The organism is Bacillus sp. Bwzl_19 (genome assembly GCF_054900515.1).
The window spans coordinates 603,573-623,909 of the sequence record NZ_CM142729.1; the positions used below are offsets into that span (position 1 = coordinate 603,573).

At 41.8% G+C, this 20,337-nt stretch carries 14 protein-coding genes; 13 read left to right on the forward strand and 1 reads right to left on the reverse strand.

Annotated elements, in window-relative coordinates; all coding sequences use genetic code 11:
* Positions 1-2: 2 nt before the first annotated feature.
* The 13 genes from ACW5MY_RS03315 to ACW5MY_RS03375 all read left to right on the forward strand — a co-directional run bounded on the left by ACW5MY_RS03315 (position 3) and on the right by ACW5MY_RS03375 (position 17,639).
* Positions 3-5,078: a phage tail protein gene (locus ACW5MY_RS03315; RefSeq protein WP_013351235.1), complete on the forward strand. Its 5,076-nt coding sequence runs from the start codon at positions 3-5 to the stop codon at positions 5,076-5,078.
* Entirely contained in the window at positions 5,075-5,839 is a 765-nt protein-coding gene (locus ACW5MY_RS03320; RefSeq protein ID WP_013351236.1) for a distal tail protein Dit, read from the forward strand. The genes ACW5MY_RS03315 and ACW5MY_RS03320 overlap by 4 nt, the downstream gene beginning before the upstream one ends.
* A 12-nt stretch (positions 5,840-5,851) precedes the next feature.
* Positions 5,852-9,049 (forward strand): phage tail spike protein, encoded by a 3,198-nt coding sequence (locus tag ACW5MY_RS03325; RefSeq protein WP_013351237.1) that lies wholly within the window; start codon positions 5,852-5,854, stop codon positions 9,047-9,049.
* An 11-nt stretch (positions 9,050-9,060) separates the two neighbouring features.
* Positions 9,061-9,348, forward strand: a complete 288-nt coding sequence (locus ACW5MY_RS03330) for a hypothetical protein (RefSeq protein ID WP_007408580.1) — start codon at positions 9,061-9,063, stop codon at positions 9,346-9,348.
* Between the two features lie 18 nt (positions 9,349-9,366).
* Positions 9,367-9,534 (forward strand): XkdX family protein, encoded by a 168-nt coding sequence (locus ACW5MY_RS03335; protein ID WP_013351238.1) that lies wholly within the window; start codon positions 9,367-9,369, stop codon positions 9,532-9,534.
* A 22-nt stretch (positions 9,535-9,556) separates the two neighbouring features.
* On the forward strand, positions 9,557-9,769 hold the full coding sequence (locus ACW5MY_RS03340; protein WP_013351239.1) for a hypothetical protein: 213 nt from the start codon (positions 9,557-9,559) through the stop codon (positions 9,767-9,769).
* Between the two features lie 71 nt (positions 9,770-9,840).
* Positions 9,841-10,110, forward strand: a complete 270-nt coding sequence (locus tag ACW5MY_RS03345) for a hemolysin XhlA family protein (protein WP_014470540.1) — start codon at positions 9,841-9,843, stop codon at positions 10,108-10,110.
* Between the two features lie 15 nt (positions 10,111-10,125).
* Positions 10,126-10,389: a phage holin gene (locus tag ACW5MY_RS03350; RefSeq protein ID WP_013351241.1), complete on the forward strand. Its 264-nt coding sequence runs from the start codon at positions 10,126-10,128 to the stop codon at positions 10,387-10,389.
* A 55-nt stretch (positions 10,390-10,444) separates the two neighbouring features.
* Entirely contained in the window at positions 10,445-11,416 is a 972-nt protein-coding gene (locus tag ACW5MY_RS03355; RefSeq protein WP_013351242.1) for an N-acetylmuramoyl-L-alanine amidase, read from the forward strand.
* Positions 11,417-11,751: 335 nt separating this feature from the next.
* Positions 11,752-12,612, forward strand: a complete 861-nt coding sequence (locus ACW5MY_RS03360) for a hypothetical protein (RefSeq protein WP_013351243.1) — start codon at positions 11,752-11,754, stop codon at positions 12,610-12,612.
* Positions 12,613-13,155: 543 nt separating this feature from the next.
* Entirely contained in the window at positions 13,156-15,441 is a 2,286-nt protein-coding gene (locus ACW5MY_RS03365; RefSeq protein ID WP_462061664.1) for a glycoside hydrolase domain-containing protein, read from the forward strand.
* A gap of 57 nt (positions 15,442-15,498) precedes the next feature.
* Positions 15,499-16,101: a hypothetical protein gene (locus ACW5MY_RS03370; RefSeq protein WP_014469835.1), complete on the forward strand. Its 603-nt coding sequence runs from the start codon at positions 15,499-15,501 to the stop codon at positions 16,099-16,101.
* 1,148 nt (positions 16,102-17,249) lie between these two features.
* Positions 17,250-17,639 carry a hypothetical protein gene (locus ACW5MY_RS03375; protein ID WP_013351245.1) on the forward strand — a complete coding sequence of 130 codons (390 nt, stop codon included), beginning with the start codon at positions 17,250-17,252 and terminating at the stop codon, positions 17,637-17,639.
* 197 nt (positions 17,640-17,836) lie between these two features.
* Here ACW5MY_RS03375 and ACW5MY_RS03380 read toward each other — a convergent pair whose 3' ends face one another.
* Positions 17,837-20,314: a tetratricopeptide repeat protein gene (locus ACW5MY_RS03380; protein ID WP_013351246.1), complete on the reverse strand. Its 2,478-nt coding sequence runs from the start codon at positions 20,312-20,314 to the stop codon at positions 17,837-17,839.
* Between the last annotated feature and the right edge of the window lie 23 nt (positions 20,315-20,337).

Sequence of the window (20,337 nt, forward strand, 5' to 3'; positions counted from 1 at the left end):
GAATGATCGAAAGACTGACAGCGATAGTTGAAGCACAGACACGAAAATTTAATCGCAGTATGGATCGTGTCAACGATATAATGCGCCGGATGGCTGATCATCACACTGTCGAGATTGACGCCGAAATTGCCAGCTTTCAAGCAAGAGTACGGCAGGCGGCGCAACAAATAGATAATTTTGTTCATCGACATGAACGAACGCGGGTTGATTTAGATGCGGATTCAGACCCTTTAACACGGGCCATCAATTGGGCGAAGCAAAGATTAAGACAGATTCCCCAAACTGTCACCACGCAATTAATGGGGAATGTGCGGCCGTTATCTTCCGCATTGGCACGCGCTAAAGCAGGGCTATCGGCGGTGGCGAACAGAATCACAACGACGATAGACGGAAATCCCACTCCTTTAGGGCGTGCTGTCGCTGTTGCGCGGTCAGCCATAGCATCAGTATCTCATAACGTAACTACCACTTTTAATGCGGCCACGTCGCCTATCATGCGCGGGGTTTCGGCAGTCCGTTCAGCTTTGGCTTCACTGCCAAACAGAATTACCACGGTCATAAACGGAAACACAGCTGCGCTTATGCGCTCTGTAGCAACGGCACGCGCTGCTCTGGCGTCCTTGCCGAGAAAAGTATGGATTAGTATAGAAGCTCGAATTGATCGGTTTGAAACGTCAATGAACAGGCTTGCCAAGATCACAAACTCAGTTTCAACGGTCATCGGTCATTCAATTGCCGGGGCACTAACGTCCCTACTCCCTGCAATCTCGCCAGCCCTTGCAAGTATTGTCGGGGTAATCGGCTCATTGGGTCCTATGCTCGGGGTGGCAGCCGGCGGAGTAATGGGGTTAACCAGTGCATTTGCAACAGCGGGAACAGGCGCGGCGGCATTCGGCGCCCTTGCTATTACTTCGATAAGCGGTGTATTCAAAGCATCCGAAGACCTTTCCAAGCTGCAGGAGAAGCTGGACAATGCAACAAGCGCGAAAGAGCGCGCTAAAATCATGAAACAGATCAATAATCTGCAAAAATCTCTTGGAAAAGAAGAGAGAGAGGCATTAAAGAACCTCGAAGACTTTAAAGACAATTGGCGGGACATCGGTACGATGGTTCAAAAGCCGATCTTAAAAACATTCGGTATGTCTCTAAATACGTTTAAACTCGCGCTTAACTCACTCATTCCAATGTTTGATGGACTGGCAAAAGAGGGCGTGGGACTGGCTAAAAGCATGGACAAGGCTTTTAAAGCTCCGGACATGCAGAGATTCATTTCCTATCTGAACAAAGAAGCTCCGGGGGCGTTTGCTTCATTCGGCCGATCTGCCGGGAATGTCTTACGGACAGTTTTTAATCTGATCGTAGCATTCGGACCGACCGGAAAGAGCATGACAAAATCCATCGAAGGAATGACCCAATCATGGGTGAAGTGGTCAGCGAACTTGGGCTCCTCAAAGAAATTTCAGGCTTTCGTGGAGTATACAAAAACCAACGGCCCGAAACTGCTGCAGATCATCAGAAACTTTTCGGGCGGTCTGACTAAGCTGTTTACTGGATTCGCTCCTATGTCTCAAGACATGATGACATCGCTGGTAGGTATGACAAAGCGGTTCAATGAGTGGGCTGGCAGCGTTACGAAAACAAAAGAATTTCAATCGTTCATTGACTATATCAAAACTAACGGCCCTACAGTATGGAGCACATTGGGGCAGATCGCGAAGACTATCATCAACTTGCTTGTTGGCATGGCTCCACTCGGCAAAACGATCTTGGAGAATGTAAACGGGTTTTTGAAATTTACTAATGCGGCGATGGAAGCAAACCCGGCAATTGGGAAGTTCATTGCAGCGGGCATTTCATTAATCGGTGCTTTAAGAGCTATTGTTCCGGCGATAGTAGCAGTCAGTGCTGTTACCAACGGTCTTAAAGATTTTAAAGATGCAGCTGAATATCTACGAACCTTCAAAACCACAGCTGCGGGTATAAAGCTGGCCGGCCTGATTGGTCAATTAAAATCAGCGATAGCAACTATGGGACAATTCATTGCGAAGTATACAGCGATGGCAGCAAGAGCAACAGCTAATGCTGTTAAAATGGCGGCGTCATGGACTGCGATGAAAATCAGCTCTTTCATAACAATGCTGAAAAACGGCATTAAGCAGATGGGGCTTTTCATTGCCAGAATAACTGTTTTAGCGGCAAAATCAGCAGCCCAAGCAACACGAATGGCAGCGGCGTGGACTGCGGCAAAAATCAGTTCATTTGTGTCAATGTTGGCGGCAGGTATTAAACAAATGATCTTATTTGGTAAACGCTTGGTCATTTTGGCAGCTCAAGCAGCGGCAAATGCGGCGCGCATGGCAGCGTCATGGATCATCGCAATGGGGCCTATCGGTTGGATTACAGCGGCGGTTATAGCCTTAGTTGTTCTCATTATTGCCAATTGGGATAAAGTCAAGAAGTACACCCTTCAAGTTTGGGGCGTCATATCTCAGTGGCTCCAATCTGTATGGGAAGGCATTAAAACAGCGGCAACATCAACATGGAACGCAATAACGTCGTTTTTCTCCACTGTTTGGAATGGAATTGTTTCGGCAGCTAAAACCATTTGGAACGGGCTATCTGCTTTCTTTAAATGGGAATTCAATTTGTACAAAACCATTTTCACAACAGTTTGGAATGCTATAAAATCGTTTGCCTCTTCTGTCTGGAATGGTATTAAAAAGACTGCGACTTCAGTATGGAACGGCATTAAGAACACTATTACCTCAATTTGGTCGGGGCTTAAATCGGCGGCCGTCACAGCCTTTACGTATATGCGGGCGCAGATCGTTAACAGGATCATTGCGACGAGAGATAAAATGATCAGCATCTGGAATGCAATTAAGAGTAAAGTATCGTCCATATGGAATGCCCTGAAAAGTGCTGCAGTGACTGCTTTTACCTATATGCGCGCACAAATTGTGAATCGCATTATTGCAACCAGAGACAAAATGGTCAGTTTGTGGAACTCGATAAAAAGCAAAGTGACATCTGTCTGGAATGCTTTAAAAAGTGCAGCTGTAACAGCCTTCAACTACATGCGGGCGCAAATCGTCAATAGAATTGTAGCGACGAGAGACAGAGTAATAAGCCTCTGGAATACAGTGAAAAGCAAAGTGATGTCCATTTGGAACGGCATTAAAAGCGCAGCTTCTACAGCGTTCAGCTATATGAAAGCGCAAATCGTAAACCGTATCCAAGCAACGAAAGAACGCATTGTCAGCATTTGGAATGGTGTCATGAAATTTTTTAGAGGCATCAACCTCAAGTCCATTGGCCGCAACATCATACAAGGCTTAATAAATGGTATCAGCGGCATGGCGGGTGCATTAGCGAGCAAAGTTAAATCAATGGCAAACGCAATTCCTAACGGCATGAAAAAGCTTCTGGGAATCCATTCACCGTCAAGGGTAATGCGTGACCAGGTCGGATATCACGTCGGCACCGGTATGGCGGCTGGTATTGATAAATCGCAGGGCAAAGTAAAAGCGGCCGCGGCAAAAGCAGCGAAAGCGGCTCAGAAGGCGGCTGAGGTAAAGGTTTCCAATAAAATTAAGAACGCTGAAGTGAAGTATGACACCAAGAAAATGGGCGCCGATACGTATATCAAAACATTGCAGAAGATTCAGAAGCAAAACAAGCTTACCAGCGAGCAAAACCGAAAAATCCAACGCGAGATATATCAGGCATCCAAAAGCGCCTCTGATAAGCAGAAGAAGCTTCTGAAAGAGCAGCAGCGCAAGGAAGCGAAGGCGAAGCTGGCGCATACCAAGAAAGTATCAGATCAGATTAAGAAAGCTGAGGCAAAATACGATACAGGAAAAATCAGCGGGAATACGTATATCAAAACACTTGAGAAAATCAAGAAGAAGAACAAGCTGAATTCTGACCAGCAAATAAAGGTTCAACGGGAAATCTATCAGACTCAAAAAACGATGGCTGATAAGGCCAGAAAGCAGAAGGAAGCCGAAAAGAAAGCGGCTGATAAGCTTAACAAGGGCATTCTTTCCGCAAACAATACTTATCTCTCAAAATTCAAAAGTGTGAATGATAAACTGACTGCTGATACCAAGGCGGCCAACGATGCCTATAAAAAGGAGCTGCAAGACCGAACTAACGCGATTTATAACGCCATCGGTCTATTTGATGATGTCTCAAGTGAAAAAGTGAACGGCTCCAAGCTGACTGCAAATCTTAAAAAGCAGCTGGACAAGATCAAAACGTTCAACAATGACATTTCAAAAATAGCAAGCCGGGCACCGAAGGCGTTCACAGACGAATTGAAAGAAATGGGTATCGGGTCAGCTGATCAGATTAATGCGATTTCACGCATGACAGATTCCGAGTTAAATGAGTATGTCAAGCTGTGGCAGGAAAAGCATAAGCTGGCGAGCACTCAGGCGGAACAAGAATTAACCGGACTGAAGAACGAGACAACCAAGAAAATAGTTGAATTACGATCTGCCGCAAATAAAGAACTGGCACTTTTGAAAAATGACTATCTCCGCAAAATTGGGGAGCTTACAGTGGATGTAAAACAGCTTGGTTCTCTCAAGAAAAGCGGAAAAGCCATCGGTTCAAATACAATGGCTGGCATTATTTCTGGAATGAAGAATATGCAAGGCGAGCTGGCGAAAGAAGCAAATTCCATCGCCTCGACAATTGAGAAAACCATTAAGAAAAAATTGAAAATCCACTCCCCATCCAGATTGATGCGGGATCAGGTGGGGATCATGGTTCCTGCTGGTATCGCTGTGGGGATTCAGAATGGTATCGGCACTGTTCAAAAAGCTATGGGAGCCGTCAGTGAAGCTATGACTATTCAGCAAGAGGATATGAATTTTGCATATGACACATCCATTTCTAGCAGCGAACTCGGCACGGTTAGAAAAGAATTAAGCGCGGACATCCGGAACCTTGAATTGCCTGACAGAATGATTGTTGTTGAGCTGGACAGCAAGAAGGTCGGTCAAGGCGTAGAAAAACCTGTCACAGACGCTCAGAAAAGGTCGAACGCAAGGAGGACGAGAATTAATTGATCAATTATCAGGAACTACTGCCTAACCAATGGAAAATCACGTTTGATGGTATTGATATATCACCCTTCTTTTATGTGAAGACCACGGGCGGCCGGGGAGTGACAGGAAGAGAAGTGAATACAGCCACTATCGGGAATCGCCCCGGCGGTTTCCTGCGGAACACAAGAATCCCTGTAAGAGTCATAACCATTGAGGTTCTTTTTGCCTTCAGCAGTGAAGAAGAGTTGAAGAAAAAGCAGGAGGAATTGACTTTTATTCTGCACACTGAAGAGCCTAAACCGTTAATTTTTCATGATGAGCCCGACAGATTCTATAACGCTGTCTTTGAAAGCATTTCAGAAGGCGAAGAACAGGGAGGCTTTCAGACTGCAACATTGACTTTTATCTGTCCTGACCCAAAAAAATACGGCCCGGCGAAGGATTTTGAATTTAATTCAGGTATTCAGACTATCATTAATCCGGGATATGCGGCCGTAGACCCGACAATCGAATGCGTCTTTGAAGAGAAAGCCACTTCATATGAGGTGGCTCTTCTTAATGATGATGGGTCTGTATCGAAAACGATCAAGCTGCTGTACGATTTCATCGCTGGTGACACACTTGTAATTGATTCAGCAAAAAGAAAGGTCACTTGCAGCGGTAATTTAATCATGACAGCACTTCAAATTCAATCAGATTGGTTTCTGCTGCCGCCCAGGACGCCAGTTAAAATCAAGTTCAGTCATAAGAGCAGTATCAAATTTAATGAGGCATATTTGTAAGGAGGTCCGATCATGGCTGACATTTATATACTTTCACCAGATGATAAATTATTGACAGTGCTGTCCAGCCACGGACGAGAAACCTGTACGTTCTGGGATGCAAAATACAAGGAAGAGCTCAACAAGGGCTCTTCTTTTTCTTTTGTAGCCGATGCCTCCCACCCTGACGCGCGCTTCCTATTCGAAGAGAATCAAGTGGTATTCAACGATAAGGACGGTGTAATGCGTCTGTTTGTCATCAAGGAACTGGATGATACAAGTGAAGAAGGAGAGATTAACACTCAGGTTACCTGTGAAGCTGCCATGATGGAGCTTGCTGAAACCTTTGTAAAAGATTTTCGCCCTACCAATAAAACTGCTCAGTTTGTACTGGATAATGTTCTTTCTCGGTCAAGATGGGTGGCGGAAGTAACGGCGGAGCTTGGAGTGAATTCGACTACCTTCTATAAAAAAACAGCGTTGGATTGTATCGCTGATGTGATCAATATATGGGGCGGAGAGCTTCAGGACACTATAGAATTTGATGGAAATAAGGTCGTTAAACGAATCATAAAAATACTTCCTCGTCGCGGTAAAGACAGCGGGAAGCGCTTTGAGAGTGATAAGGATACAACGAATATCCGGCGGACCGTTATCAGTTACCCGGTGACAGCCCTTTGGGGTTACGGGGCATCCATAGCGTCTACGGATGAGGAAGGAGAGGAAACGGGCGGTTATTCCCGTTTTATTGATTTCTCTGAAGTAGAATGGAAAAAATCAAAAGGCGACCCGGTCGATAAGCCTTTAGGCCAGGAATGGGTTGGCGATCCGGATTTATTAGAACGATTGGGGCGCCTTAAAGATGGAAAGCTGATCCATCGGGAAGGCCAGTTCAATAATGAAGACATAACGGAGCCGGAAGAGCTCTTAAAGGCCACATATGATCATTTGATTACGACTGCATGTAAGACAGAAATCAATTACGAACTGTCCGTGCAACTGCTCGAGAGCGTGCCGGGACACGAACACGAACATGTGGAATTGGGAGATACAACGATCGCAATTGATCGAAATTTCGCTATCCCAATTGAGACATCACAGCGCGTTATTTCAATGGAATACGATATTACCGATCCTGAAAATACTTGCGTTGTTGAGATCGGGCAATTTTTATCGGCATTACAAAAAGACGGTAGGCTTGAGCAGATTGAAAGTGTGATCGAAAAGAACCGTGGCACTTGGGAAAGCAAACCGGACGCCGGAGAGGTTACGGATGGCAGTTTCCCTGATAAAGCCCCGCCTGTTCCGTCGAATGTAGTGATCAAGCCAATGTTTCAGAATGTGGCCCTGACATGGGATTATGATCCGTCCAGTTATATCGCAGCTTATGAGGTATATGCTTCACAAGTAAATGGATTCACCCCATTAAAAGAGAATCGTATTTTCAGAGGCAAAACAGGCGGATACGAGCATTTTACGGGAGTAAATGAAGTTTGGTATTATCGCTTGCGCTCAATCAACACACGGGGCACTGCGAGCGAATTCACGGATCAGTTTTCCGCGACCACTCAGCGCATTCTGACTGATGACATTGTTTTCGGAGCGATCACGAAAGAAAAACTGGCCGACCTGGCCGTTGATGCTGATAAGCTTTCCAGAAATTTTGATGATGCCAATATTTTGCCGGGTTCATTGTTGGATAGCAACTGGTGGTATGCCTATTCAGGCGCCAAGTACACGATAGACAAAAAAGAATTCAATGAAATGACAATTTCTCAGGATGGCACCAAGGCTTTTGGTGTTTGTCAACTCTCTGTAAAACAGACGATGGCGCTTGTGAAAGATCAAGTATATACTTTGTCTTTTGAAGTGAAACGAAATAATACAACAGATATATCTTGGAATCATCTAAAAAAAGGAAGCACATTCATTTCATTGGATGCAAGCGGGCTCACTGACATAAGCAATTACCCGGCTGATGAATTCGTGAGAGTGAATATTCAATTCACGGCACCAGAAACCGGTAATAATTACACAATTGGTTTGGGCGGCCGTGGTTCGGATGATAACAGTAATTGCAGTTATGTCGTAAGAAAAATTCAAGTCAGAAAAGGAGCGGTAATTAAAGAATATGGCTACAGTCCCTATGACGTAGCCCTGGTTGATGGGGTCATCACGAATAACTATCTTGCAAACCTTGCGGTCGGTTCAGCCAATATTCAATCAGCCGCGATAACATCAGCAAAAATTGCAGATGCGGCGGTAGGGTCTGCTGCTATTGCGAACGCCGCAATTAAAAAGGCACACCTTGGAACGGCCATAATTGACACCGCACATATTATTGATGGAGCAATTACAAACGCAAAAATCGCCAATCTGTCTGCTGATAAAATAACCGCCGGCACGATCAAGGGGATCACGATAGAAGGTTCTTTGATAAAAGGAGCCCGGTTTGAGCCAATCTCAAACTCGGATTCACTGACTGCTTATATTGAAGCGGGTACAATATATCAAAGAAAAAGAGCAAGTGAAGGGTTAAACTATGATGTTTTAGAATTGACAGCTTCATCATTCTCACAAAGAAGGCAGGCTGAAGATACAAGTGGGAATGTTAAATATGACATAAACCGTGTGTTAATCGAGAATGGCACAATTACGATAGACGGAGGCAAAACATTTCCGGAAGAAACTTATACTTCGGCCCTGAAAATCTATTCACAAAATCAAATTGATACTCGTGATTCAGCTGGCACATATTTTGATTTTTCGCTGAACAATGAGGTTGTTATGCAGTTGAAAAACACAGTAAATTACGACGGCTTAGTTGGAGATAGATATGAAGCGGTTTTGGAGCACAAAAAATCAAGATTTGTGATAAGAAATAAAGACAGTGGGTGGGAATTCTTGCAGGTTATGAGTCCTTTCGCAAGTAAAGGAGGCTCTTTTGGTCCGGTTAAATATCGAATTAATGAAAGCGGCGATGTAATGTTGCGGGGCTTTTTGAGGAAAATGGGTGCTGGGGAACTGCGTGATTATGTAATTTGCAGTCTGCCTGAAGAAGTTGCACCGGAGTATCAGCAGATCTTTCCTGCTTACGTTTGGAACGGAACCGGAAAGGAACGTTTTACTGTGTATCCGAGCGGCGATATAAAGCTATTTTATGGACCGACTGACGGACGAGAATATGAAGTATCAATAAGTAACATCCATTTTAGACCAAAAGATAAATAGGTGGGATTGCCATGAAAACTTTTTTAGGAGTTGATAAAGAAGGTTTTGTAAACGGCGTGTTTTATCAGAATTCTGAAGATCGTGAGCCACCTGAAGGTTTTTATGAAGCTCCGGCCGAACAGTTTTTTATGGTTAAAAGAGATTTTGAAAATAACTGCTGGACTGAGGGCTTATCAACGGAAGATATTGAACGTATTAAAGAAGAAAGCGAAGGTTCTCAAACTGATGAAGAGGAAAATTTGAAAGCTAGAACTCTTGATCTTCAGCGTGTTTGCAATCTCTTAATGAATCAATCATAAGAAGCGGAGGAAATTTCATTGGAGAATCGAAGCGTTCTCTTCGGTTTTTTTGAAGACTGCTGGAAAAATGGAACTGTTTTGACCGTTGAAATGAGAAAAGCCGTTGAGAAAGGCCGCATCACACAAGCGGAATATGATGAAATTACAGAAAACGAACGCGGTAATGCGTATCCGGATCAAGAATAGGGAGGGGAACAGGGTGCAAGAAATGACAAAAGAGCAGCTTCAGGAACAGCTGCAGATTGAAATCTATAAATCTATTTCACTGCAAGAAGAATTGGATCAAAAGAATAAGGAACGCGCCGAATACAAAGCTTTATATACATTTGCTCAAAAGAAGCGCGAGGAACTTCAAGAACAATTAAATGCTGCACTGTCAGCAAATGAAGGCCGTAGTGAACCAGCACCTGTAACCGAATAGGTGTTTTTATTTTGCCTCGAAGGAGGTGAAGCGTATGAGATAGATAAAAGGGGGGCGTACTAATGTCACAAATGACGGAGGTACCGGAAGTGAATGCTTTACAAAAAGAAATTACAGAGGTTAAAGCCGGGCAAAAGACTCTTGAACAACGAGTGAGTGTCCTTGAGCGTTCTTCAGACAGGCATGATCAGCAAATCATTTCATTAAATGAAAAGCTGAACAAAATTGATGAAAATACGACTTGGATCAAACGGACCATCACAGGGGCCATAATAACAGCAGTCAGCACCGGTTTTATCGGCGGGGCTATCGCGATCATGTATAACCTGCTGCAAAAATAAGGAGGAAAACAACATATGAAAAAATTCGACAAAGGTACAGTCGTCCGGACTGTGCTTCTTTTTATTGCTCTCGTAAACCAAGTTTTAGTGATGTTTGGTAAGGATGTGCTACCGATTGCAGATGATCAAGTGAATGACCTTGCGGACGCGGTTTATTTAGGCGGCTCCATCGGATTTACGATCATCATGTCACTGGTAGCATGGTTCAAAAACAACTATGTGACTGAAAAAGGCCATAAGCAAAAAGCCGTTTTAAAACAGAACGATTTAACCAAGTAAGGGCTGCCGTTCGGCGGCCTTTTTATATTTCAAAACAGAATAGGAGAGATTTTTCATGACAATTGCAGTCAAAAAAAGATTAGTTCCAAGTGAAAAATACGCCCTGAAATGCCCGAACCCAATGACGCCAGAGTATATTACTATTCATAACACGGCAAACGATGCATCAGCCGCCAATGAAATCAGTTATATGACCGGTAACAGCGAATCGACAAGCTATCATTTTGCCGTCGATGATATAGAGGTAATTCAGGGAATTCCCCTGGATCGGAACGCTTGGCACTCTGGCGACGGCACAAACGGAACCGGGAACCGTAAGTCTATCGCGGTAGAAATCTGCTACAGTAAGTCAGGTGGCGCGCGGTACCGAGCAGCAGAGGCGCAAGCTATCAAGTTTGTGGCGCAACTTCTTAAAGAACGCGGATGGGGCGTTGACAAAATCAGAAAGCATCAGGACTGGAACGGAAAATACTGTCCGCATCTTATTCTTTCTGAGGGGCGCTGGGATCAAGTGAAAGCGGCCATTGCTGCAGAATTAGAACGTCTTGGGGGTGAAAAAGCATCCAAACCACAAAAAACAGATTCAAAGACCAGCGGGGCGACGTACACCGTCAAGAAAGGCGATGTCCTTTCTGTAATTGCAGAGAAAACAGGAGTAAGCATGAAAACCCTGCAAAGCTTGAACGGCATCAAGAATCCAAATCTAATCAAAGTCGGACAGGTAATAAAGCTGACGGATTCGGCCGGCTCACCATCCAGCAGCAAAAAATCATCTTTCCGCCTGCCAGCGGGTATTTTTAAAGTCACAAGCCCGTTGACCCGAGGGGAGGCCGTAAAACAGATTCAAACGGCGCTGGCGGCTCTTCATTACTACCCGGATAAGAGCGCAAAGAATTTCGGAATCGACAGCGCATATGGCGCGAAAACAGCAAACGCGGTCAAACGATTCCAATCTATGTATGGTCTTCCTGCTGACGGGATTTATGGGCCGAAGACAAAAGCGAAACTGGAGGATATTTTGCATTAAACTGAATATTAATATGTAGATGTTCACAAATCACAAAAAACAGCCCTTTGGTCGGGGTTGTTTTTTGTTAAAATGAGGATAAATCATAAAGGGAGGATTAGATATGATTTTACTGAGGTTTATAAGCTTAATGGCACTTACTGTGCTTGGCTTGGTTTTAGTAGCAAATTATGCTTCGTTTTTGGCTCTCCCGATCTATATAATTGCACTTGCACTATTGATACTTTTAGTTATTTATCTGATTTATCATTATTCCCGAAAAATAATTGGAAGGGAAAAGTAAAAATGTATAGAAATGTATAACAAGCGGGGTGAATATAAACGGAGGTAATAAAATGAAAAAGATTCTATTCTTTTTACTTAGTATTTCGCTTGTTACCAGTATTTACGGAGGGACGGCAAGTGCGGTCGAACCAAAAGACTCTCAGAGGGACAAAGAACAGATTAAAAATTACGTTGAAAATGCTGTGCCATTATTACAAGACAGCATAGAATTTCTGCCAAAAGACTCTTCTTTAGAAAAAATTGAAAAAACAATTTCCAAACACTACAAAAATCATCCTACACCAAGTGCATTTAACAATCCCAACTTATCAACAAATAATGTTTTTCCTGAAATGAAATCCCAACTGGATAAATATAAAGGGAAGGCATTGAATATTAACGATTTTATTTTTGAACAAGATAAAACAGAATCATTAGGAAAAGTCTTCACGTTTAAAAATGAAAACAGCACTGTGAAAGTCTTCGTGGGCGATATTGGAGATATTCAAATTATTGAGAGAAAAACTGTCTCTGCACCTAAAGATTCCGACGATCAAGCAAGTGCAAAACTTAGTACAAGAACAGAAAGAACTACTGGAATCGGTTACGGTACTAATGGAGCAAAATTGTTTACATTATGGGCTGAAGGCCGATTTGAATATAACGGAAAAAAAGTCTCTGTTGCACAAAAGGACGGAGATTATAACAAACATTTCGGTGGTTCGGGCCTCGACATATCAGTACGAAAATTAGGTGCTGAAAGAGACGCGAGTTATGGGGGATATGCATATAGAGAAGTTTACTCCCGGATTTATGTAGAGTCTGTTGTCGGCTTCAAATGGCTTGGAGTTATTATAAATTCCAAAACGGTGGAAGCTTACATTGGAGCCGGAGCAAATGGAGCAGTTTACGGAGGACTTAAAAAAATATAATTTTTACCATCCCGCTTAATTGCATCACAATAAAAAAGGGTTCAATTTTGGTCACACAATTGGTCACGATTTATAAATTCAAATATGAATATCAATGAGAGATATGAGGGCAATCGAGCGAAAAAACAAATATCGAATTGCTCAAATGAATAGGAATGTATGTTCTTGAAAGAGATTGATCTATGGGCGGAATGATGTAAAACCGACAAAAAACCCTTGATTTACAAGGGTTTGTCGGCAACGGACGTCATTTTGATGCCCCTTTGATCTATTTATGAATGTTCGAGGCTTCTCACAAGTTCAATGAATTTGTGAGAGGCCTTTTTTTATTTCTATCATTAATCTCAAATTACGAATAAATTAGAATAATTTATTCAATTGCATCAAGGTATATGACTTTGTTACAAATCTTGTAGAAGGATTTGTGTTCATAGGTTTTATTCTTTACATCTTTTGAAGTAAGAGTAGATACTCTTAATTTGTCATACGTTTGCCACCTTTAAATGAAAGTACCATACTAACAAAAAATAAGGAGTGGGAAAAATGGATGAAATGGTAAAAAAAGTTCAACAATGGGTAAATCTTGTTTACTTAAACAGGCCAGGTTATGTAAAAATTGATGAAAATGGAAAAACAGGGTGGCCTGTGATTGAGGCTTTGATTACAGGATTACAAATTGAAGAAGGAATTACGTCAACTACTGGAACATTTGGACCGGCTACTATGGCAAAATGTCCTACATTATCAACTAAATCTGATTCTTCGAATGAAAAAACAAGAAATCAAATTATGATTCTTCAAGGTGCATTGTATTGCAAGGGATATAATCCAACTGGTTTTACAGGAACCTATGGTGATGGTACAAAGGCTGCTATAAAAAAATTTCAAACTGATGCAGGGTTGTCTAATCAAGATGGAATTGCAACTCCTATAATCTTTAAAGCGCTATTAAATATGGACGCTTTTGTAAATGTAGGAGATGCCAAAATTCGTAATATTCAACAAGAGCTGAATCGGAAATATTATAAGGTCACTGGCCTTAATCCATGTGACGGTAGATACTCCCGACAAACTAATGAGGCTTTAATTTACGCACTCCAGGTCGAAGAAGGAATAGCAGAACCAACTGGAACATTTGGACCTGCTACAAAATCAAAATGCCCGACAATCTCAATGGGTAGCACAAAAGCTAATTTTGTAAAGCTCTTACAATATGCTTTGTACTGTAATAATCGTAATCCAGGAAGATTTGATGGTATCTTCGATGAAAATATGAGAACAGCACTTATTGATTTTCAAAGGTTTTCAGCATTACCTGCCGATGGAGTGGCTGGAATGCAGACCTGGGCATCTCTTTTAGTAAGCAAAGGTGACGAAGATAGGAAAGGAACAGCTTGTGATTGTGCGACACCAATTAATGCTGCCAGAGCAGCAACTTTGAAATCCAACGGGTATAAAACGGTTGGGAGATACCTTACTGGATCGCATCAGATGACGTTGCCTGAATTAGAGACTATATTTGCTGCAGGTCTTAGCGTATTTCCAATTTACGAGAGAAAATCAACTGAAGCTTCTTATTTTACAGAAACTCAAGGGGTATTCGATGCAAGAGCAGCTATTGGTGCGGCTAAGGGATATGGTTTTAAAGAAAATACTATTATTTATTTTACTGTAGATTACGACGCTGTTGACGGTGAGGTTACCAGTCGTATACTCCCTTATTTTAAAGCAATTAAAAGGACATTTGCCCAACTCAATAGGGGTTATCAAATTGGTATTTATGGCGCGAGAAATGTTTGTAGCCGCGTGGCCGCAGCAGGTTACTCAGTCAGTAGTTTTGTATGTGATATGTCTTCAGGATTTAGCGGTAACCGCGGCTATTCACTTCCCACCGATTGGGCATTTGACCAAATTAAAACAAGGAGTATAGGGGATGGGCTTGGGAAAATAGAGATTGATAATAATATCTCATCGGGCAAGGATAAAGGCGTTAATTCTATAGTTTATAATAAAGAAAATAGTAACGATTATGTTTCGACGACAAATAATAAGTTCTTAAATCAATTAAAAGTTTTATATAATACAGCAGTAGATTATGTTACTAAAAAGGAAGGAAATAAACCTAATCCGGTCGGGAATATTACTCAACAGGCAAATGAATTAGTTGCCCAGTATCTAAGAAAAGATGAATATGATGGTTTATTGTGGATTTTAACAGCGGATTTTATTGAATCAGATTTTGTTAAAATAGCTGATGATGTATTGAAGGGACAAGAAAAGAGAATCCTGATAGATCCAATTTCTAAACTGACACTAGATGACGCACATATGATGGCCACTTTTAATGCAATAATTCATAGTTCTGTAGGAATGATACAAGATCTTGCAGGATGGGCAGGTGATTTAATTACAGTAGGGGGAGACACTGTCAAATATAATGCTAATTATAAAACAACTTATGATGCTGCAATAGATTTAATAGGAGGTCAAATTGGTACATTTGGACTTCCGGATTTATTAGGAGATGTAGACGCTGTTAACCTTGCTATGAATACAAGAACAGGGATTGCCTCACAACCAGTTTACAAGGTATTTGAAGAATACTATACTACCGGCTATAGTACAAGATACTCTCAATTTTTCAAAAACAGATTTAATAATTCATTTGAAGCAGTTACTAAGGATGCAGAGTACTATTTAAACACCAACAATCCTGTCTGTTTGGAATTTAAACAGCATTTTAGTGTTAATAATTATACCCAAGAGGATGGTCAAGCAATTGCACAAGCATTTGCAGATTGCCTTAAAGAAAAAATAAAATCTGAATAATTAATTCTTCCCAAAAGTAAATCGCTGTTTTGATTTACTTTTGGGAAAAGCGTTATAATGCATATTATGAGGGGGGCGCATATCATTGTGATACAGTTAAAGATTATATATAAGGCAGTATTAGTAATTTTAATAAGTGCCTGTTTTTTATTGTTTAATGGATGGTATTTTCATAAATGTATTATTGATCCGCATTACTACCAATTAACAGATTTTTCGGAAGAAGATATTCAAATTTTTGAGCATTTTTATAATATTGATCTACCTTCAAACACGAAGTTTATTAAAGCAGAGCAATTTGAAACAGGGATAGGTAATTATTCTGCGATTTTGTACGTATCATTACCTGCCAAAAAGGTAAAGCCTTTAGTTTCTGACTATTCTTATATGCCTATCTTTTATAACAATAGGTATACAGTATTTTATGGTGTTAATATTACAAGCAACAATAAGGAAACAGCACAAATTACATTTGGAGCAGACGATAGTTCGCTGAATGGTTCTTTATGGAGTAAGCAAGTAAGGAATCTCTTAGAATCGAAAGGGAAGTATATTGGCGTTTCAGATGAAACTTATGTTATTTCTGCGTTTATAATTAACATCGTTTTTATTGCATTAATTGTTTGGATCTTGAAAAAGAGCAGAAGAACTAGAGTTTGAATGAAGAAATATTTGAACTCACCAGCATAATGTTGATTAGGAATACTTAAGGGTATATCGGACAGAAAGAGTTTTCATTGCACAGATCTTTATTAAATAATAACACTAAGCCAATTTTAAATGCAGATCAAGAGTATTATAATAGTCTTGTTTTCTCAAGATATAAGCTATTATAAAAATAAATTTAATAGTATGGAAGGAAAGAGAAAGGGGGAAACATGAGGAGATATTTAGGGATAGTGTCACTTATCATGCTGTTATTCACATTGTGTTTTCTACCCATATCCATTGGGCGCTTGGAATTCTAGGAATAGTTGTGTGGGAGGGGCGTAACATATGGTTTCTTGGATTGAATATCAACGATATAATATTCTGCACCACTCATTATAGACTAGAAGAAATGCACTAACTTTATGAAAATACAACCGACTTACAAGGTGTTTTTGATAAAATTGTACTTCAGGCTATCAATCATAATAGCCGGACGTGTCTTCACTTATTTTAAAGCCAATGTCCAACAAGAGTAAATGCACAAGAAAACAATCGAAAAGATATACAAAAATTCACATACACAATAACTGACTGAAAAGGCTTTGATGATATAGATCAATTCTTAAATGTGTTCATCATACCCTCTGCTTTAGAACTGCACAAAATCAAAGATCCGTTGAAAAGTCATCACCCTGCATGTATGGGAAAACCATAAGAAAAGAAGAGGTTGGAAAAAACACTTAAAGTTTCAGGAAAAATCCTATGAAAAAATAGAACGCGATTCTGCAGATGAAAATAATAACTGATTCGTTATTTCGAGCAGGCAAATAAAATGCGCGCGAACAAATTCTCCTCACATCCGCCTACTAGAATTGAAAAAAATAAAATTTTTTGTAAAAGTGTATTTGTTTAACACTTTGTAATTTTTTATTCGAGTATATGGGTTTATTGGCCACCTTGGCAAAGGTTTTATAGATGATACTTCAAATTTTAAGATTCATTTCACAAGAAACTCAAATTTGCATTAATATTAATAAATTTCTATCATACTTATTCATTTCTCAGAAGAAGGATATGGAAAAACCTCTTTTTTTTAGGGGGATATGTTATTATAATTGTGGATTTAAAATATTAAAAAGAAAAGGGGAATTTTAAAGATGAAAAAGTTAGTAATGACACTGTTTACAGCAGCACTTTTGGGAGTTATCATTTTCGCAGGTGGGTCAGAAGCATTTGCTATGGATTCGAAAGGTACAATCAAATTTAAAACAGATGCTAATACATATACGAAAAGAGCTACTTCCATTGTGGTTACTGGTACTTTGGCTAGGGATTTAGATAATGGCTTTTCAGTAATTATATTAAATAATAAAGGTAAAGTAATTGCCAGAAAAGATATTTTGCATAGTATTGGTTCACGTAATTTTCGTGTGAGTTTTTCAACGAAAAATCTTCCTGCAGGTAAGTATGATGTGCAAGTTGGACAGGAGTGGGGAGGAAGATATTGGTCAGGTGAACTAAAACATTATATTACAGTACAGCATTAATACGGCTGTATAAGTATTAACCTCTTCTTGTTAAAAAGTTTAACTTTAGAAATTTGTTTTCTGTGAAATATTAATTTTTCAATCAAGGTATCTTAATCAATTTACTGTACTGATAAAGATACCTTTTTATCTTTAAAAACAACAAGGTTATGAGTGTTTTTCAAAGCTCGTACCGCTAGCCGCAATGTAGTTGTCTTTTAAATGAGAATGTCCATTTGCTCCACCTCACCCCGAATCCCAATCCCAGGCTCCCACGAATCAATCAGACGAATCGCCTTCTGATTCGATTCGATCGCTTTCGGTTTCTCTCCTTTACGGTACAACAGCTGTGCCATTCCGTAATAGTAATAGATCAGCTCAACTTGATTGGCGTTATGTTTGTCATAGAGCATCTGTTCAAAGGCTTTTTCCGCTTTTTCGAGCTGATTACACTTCACGTAAGCCATGCCCAAATTGAAATAGGCTTCTATCGTTTTTTCGCCGCCGTATGCGGCGCTGGTTGTGTTTGCCGCTTCGTATAATGTGATGGCTTCTTCGTAGTGAGAATGGGCGAAACTCAGGTCGCCGCGGACCAGAAGAACCCTGTGCCGGATAATGGGCGAGACGGGCTGATCTTTTATGTCGTCCAGCATTGCTGCCGCTTTTTCCGGGTCTCCGGTTTTTAACAGCAGCCTCGATTGCAGGGCGAGCCCCCATACTTTCAAGTCGTCGTGATCCGGCGCTCCTGATTGTTCCAGAATCTTCAGGCCGGTTTCTACCTGCTGCAAAGCTCCGTCTAAATCATTGACTTCCATGAGCGCCCAGCCTGCCGTGTCGATCCTGAAGTAAGCTTCCCGCGTGTGTTCGCCTGATTGACGGGCGGCATCGGCGGATTTTAATCCGTATTCGATTCGCAGGGGCAGGTTGATTCTGCTTAGAAAATGACTGATACGGGTGATGAGTTCGATCAGGGTTTCATGTTGTCCGGTTTCGCTTGACCATTCGATGACCTTTAGGATATTCGGCCATTCCTTTTTCATTTGCTCTAAATTCCGTCCCAGCAGATAGCTCCAATAGACAGAATTGGGCTGTTCCCGTTTTATATGGGTTTCCGCATAATCAATATAATAATGCGCCCAGCGGCTGCGGGCTTCTTTTTCAAATTCCTGATGTTCGGATAAGTGCTGTTCTCCGTAAGCAACAACGGTTTGATGCGCTGAGTACTGTGTTCTTCCTTCGTTTCGTTCCGGCTGAATCAGGGCATATGACCGCATTTGTTCAATAGCGAAATGAAAACGGCGGGCGTCTAATCCGGCCGCTGCCGCTAAACTTTTCTCATCAGGGGGCTTAGCGAAAAAGCAAAGCGTCTGCCATAGTTTCCGTGTGTCTTCATGACATCTGTCCCATGTGCGGCCAAAGAGAACCTCAAACAATTCCAATAATGAGTAGCCCGCTTGTTTAAGTTCTTGAATGAGCTGCGGAGCGGGGATGTCGTCGTCCGACATGTAAGCGATACTGAGTGCCATGGCCTTCGGGTTGCCGGCGGCTGCCGAGATGAATTCATTCTTAAGGTCAGGCGATAGCTTCAACAGCTGCTCCAGCTTCTCCCGTTTATGCGGGAGGTTGCATGTTTTCAGACAGCGGTGCACTTCTTGCTGAAAAAATTCAAGGGCATCCGTTTGCTCAAGGCCGCTCAGCTGGATGGCCTCCATTTCTCCGAGGCCGTCCCGGTATGTTTGTTTTACGTTTTCCCGCGCCGTAAGGAGGACTTTTACACCTTGCGGAAGGCTGATGATAAATTCGTGAATGTCACGTTCCGCCATATCGATGCTGTCAATAATCAGCAGTACGGGTTTTTCGTTTGAATGAGCGGCTAATGCATTGCGGACGACGAACCGTTTCTCGTTGATTGATTTGTCGATTTGTTCGGTGCGTCCGAGGTGATAGGCGATCGTGTTTAAAAAATCGCTGAAGCTCAATCCTTTCCAGTCAGCACTGATCCAGATGATGCTGCAAAATGCCGTCCAATCTGAAGAACCGCCGATACACGAATAGGCCGCTTCAAGGGCGATTGTCGTTTTTCCCATGCCGGCCCAGCCGGTGATTAAACAGACCGGTGACGGAGACAGCATCCATTGCCGGATCGCTTCCATGTCAAAGCCGCGGCCGATAAAGTTCCCCGTCCGGCGTGACGGCAGGTTATGTGTCACAGGCTGTTCTGTAAGCGCATTCGTTTCAAGGCCGGGTCTGTCGTGAAACAGCCGCTTCACTGCCTTTTCAACGTCTTCATCACTCGGCGCTCCGAATGATCCGTCTTTCCGGAGTATTTTTGCTTTTTTTAGACAGGACGCTGTCCAAGCGGGCAATGCGGGTTTGATGACGGGAATGGTGGTGGTTTCCAGAAGGCCGGTCAGCCATTCAGGACCCATGTCAGTCTTTTCTATAATGATCCAGATCATTCCGAACAGTTTTCCGTCGTCCATTCGTCCGGGGATATAGTTTGCGCCCATCTGTCCGATCCAGCTTTTGATCGTGTTAGAGGAAACGCCTAATCTGAGTGCAATTTTGTCTATATAAGTCTGTCCTGCTTTTACGTTTTTTGTCCTTTTGACTTTGTAATCAGGATGAAGTTTCAGCGATTTGACAGCAGGTGCCAGCAGTTCTGCAAATTGTATCCGGTTTTCTAGTTCAGCCATTTAGCCTGCACCTCCTATTAGTA